This window comes from Nonomuraea sp. NPDC049141 (genome assembly GCF_040648415.1).
GTDB lineage: Bacteria > Actinomycetota > Actinomycetes > Streptosporangiales > Streptosporangiaceae > Nonomuraea.
Window position 1 is genome coordinate 1 of the sequence record NZ_JBEZDR010000273.1, and the last position, 1,113, is coordinate 1,113.

The 1,113-nt window shown below is 74.1% G+C and carries 2 protein-coding genes; one reads left to right on the forward strand and one right to left on the reverse strand.

Annotation, left to right across the window (positions count from 1 at the left end; translation table 11 throughout):
- On the reverse strand, positions 1-282 hold a 282-nt coding region (locus AB0B91_RS66420; RefSeq protein ID WP_358343341.1), incomplete at its 3' end, for a hypothetical protein.
- 109 nt (positions 283-391) lie between these two features.
- On the opposite strand from AB0B91_RS66420, the gene AB0B91_RS66425 reads away from it, so the two are divergent.
- Positions 392-1,113 (forward strand): serine hydrolase domain-containing protein (locus AB0B91_RS66425; RefSeq protein ID WP_358343343.1); only part of this gene is annotated, 722 nt, incomplete at its 3' end.

Genomic DNA, 1,113 nt, shown 5'->3' on the forward strand with positions numbered 1-1,113 from the left:
GGCCAGCTCGGCGACGTTGTCGCGGAGGGTGTCGGAACGGCCCAGCAGCCAACCGGGCGGTGTGGCGGCCAGGACCGGTCTGATGTGTCCGCCCCACTCGGAGGTGGCCATCCAGCGGCCCTCCTCGGCGGCCGGGTAGTCGCTGGTGCCGACCCAGCCGCAGCTGCACCGGGCCCGGTAGCCGACGGCCGTCGCGGGTGCTGCTGCGTCGGTACTCAGCGTCCCGTCCGGCAGTCGGAACCCGACGAGGTTCGCGTGCCCCGGGACCTCTGCCTCCGCCATCCCGCAAGCATATGCTTGTCAGGTATTCCTGACTGACTCCGTCAGGCTATCCTGACATGGTTGCCCGGGCTGATCGTCGTCCGGGCCCGACGCCCCGAGAGGAGAGCGCATGTCCGTGGTCAGCGGCACCGTGGCGGCGGGTTACGAGCCGGTCCGGGAGGCGTTCCTGGCGAACTTCGAGACGCGGTCCGAGATCGGCGCGGCCCTCAGCGTCTACCGGCACGGCCGGGAGGTGGCCCGTCTGTGGGGCGGGCTCGCCGATCCCGCCACCGGCCGCGCCTGGCGGGCGGAGACCCTCCAGGTGGTCTTCTCGGCAACCAAGAGCGTGCCGGCGGCCTGCGCGCACCTGCTGGCGCAGCGCGGGCAGCTCGACCTGGACGCACCCGTCGCCGAGTACTGGCCGGAGTTCGCTGCGGCCGGCAAGGACGCCGTCCCGGTCCGCTGGCTCCTGTCCCACCAGGCGGGGCTGCCGGTGCTCGACCGTCCGGTTCCACAGGCGGAGGCACTGACCTGGGAGCCGGTCGTCGCCGCGCTGGCGGCCCAGGCGCCGGCCTGGGAGCCGGGCACGGCACACGGCTACCACGGGCTCACCTACGGCTGGCTGGTCGGCGAGGTGGTACGCCGGGTCTCCGGCCGCAGCCTCGGCACGTACTTCGCCGACGAGATCGCCACACCGCTGGGCCTGGACTTCTGGGTCGGCCTGCCCGCCTCCGAGGCGCACCGGGTCGCCCGGCTCGTCGAACAGCCGGCCGCTCCGCCCGCCGCCGCCGGGGTGGCGCCGGAGGCGCTCGCGGCGTACACCGATCCGACCTCGCTGGTGGTCCGCTCGAC